The sequence below is a fragment of the Vibrio sp. AND4 genome (assembly GCF_000171815.1).
In the GTDB taxonomy this organism is placed as follows: domain Bacteria; phylum Pseudomonadota; class Gammaproteobacteria; order Enterobacterales; family Vibrionaceae; genus Vibrio.
The window spans coordinates 1-1,116 of record NZ_ABGR01000136.1 but is presented as its reverse complement, the minus strand read 5'-3'; the positions used below and the strand labels follow the sequence as shown (position 1 = coordinate 1,116).

Below are 1,116 nucleotides of genomic sequence, written 5' to 3'. Positions count from 1 at the left end.
GCCAGAAATGATTGCCAAAGCGATTGAGGCTGGTGGGGATGATTACTTGGTTAAACCGGTCAACAAGCTTGTACTTAACTCTAAGCTGATGGCGATGCAGCGTATCGCGCACATGCGACGTGAACTCAAACAAGCGACCGCACAATTAGAAGAGATGAACGTTCGCTTACAACAACAGGCCAACGAAGATGGCCTGACCAAGCTCTATAATCGTCGATATATTGACCAAAAGTTAGAGGGCATGGTTGCATTACATGGTCGTCATCGTATACCCATGGCAATAATTCTTTTGGATGTCGACTTCTTCAAGTTATTCAATGACAATTACGGTCATACAGAAGGGGATCGCTGCCTACAAGCCATTGCGAGCCAACTTACTATGACCTTCTGCCGATCTGGAGAATACGTGGGTCGCTATGGCGGTGAAGAATTTATTATCCTACTCAATAACACCGATGTGCAAACCGCAAAAAAAGAAGCTGACCGTATTCAAGTAGCATTGGATTCTTTGGATTACCCCCATGCCTATTCAAGCGTTGCTAGTAAGGTGACAGTGTCACAAGGTGTATTTACGTTCCAACCCACAGGCAAAGAGAAAATCGAAGAGTTATACGAGATGGTAGATAAGGCGTTATACAGCGCAAAATCACGAGGAAGAAATACCTATACATTAATAAATGACGTTGAATCAGAGGTTTAACCCTGGCGTAAGTCAGGTTACGGCGTCACTTTTGGTTCTAATTTGGATAGGATCTCATTCAGAAATCTCTACAGAAACGTATTCTATAATTGAGATTGACTATTAGCTTCGTCGTCATATCTTAAACGCTAAGCTTAACTGTATTTCACACAGTTTCGCCCAGAGTTTTTGGCTCTATAAAGAGCGTCATCAGCGAGCTTAATCACATCGGCAGGGGTGCGTGCATTTCGGCTATCTGCAACACCAAAACTTGCTGTTACTGATACTGCTTTTTGCTTTGAGCCCTCACTGCCACGGTTTTGGCATCCTTGTTTGTAATCGTCGGGGCGGCTGTTTTGGTCTCGCAAAATCATTTTGTATTGGGCAATAAGCTCCCGAACTTCTTCTAAATGCTCTTTGCAGCTTTCTGTGTATTT

Annotated in this window: 2 protein-coding genes; one reads left to right on the top strand and one right to left on the bottom strand. The window is 43.5% G+C overall.

Features of this window, described 5'->3' with window-relative positions; all coding sequences use genetic code 11:
- Nucleotides 1–700, top strand: a 700-nt coding sequence (locus AND4_RS19230) for a diguanylate cyclase (protein WP_009844660.1), incomplete at its 5' end; no start/stop codon positions are given.
- A gap of 134 nt (nt 701–834) precedes the next feature.
- Here the strand turns inward: AND4_RS19230 and AND4_RS19225 are convergent.
- A partial coding sequence (locus AND4_RS19225; protein ID WP_009844659.1) for a diguanylate cyclase occupies nt 835–1,116 on the bottom strand: 282 nt, incomplete at its 5' end.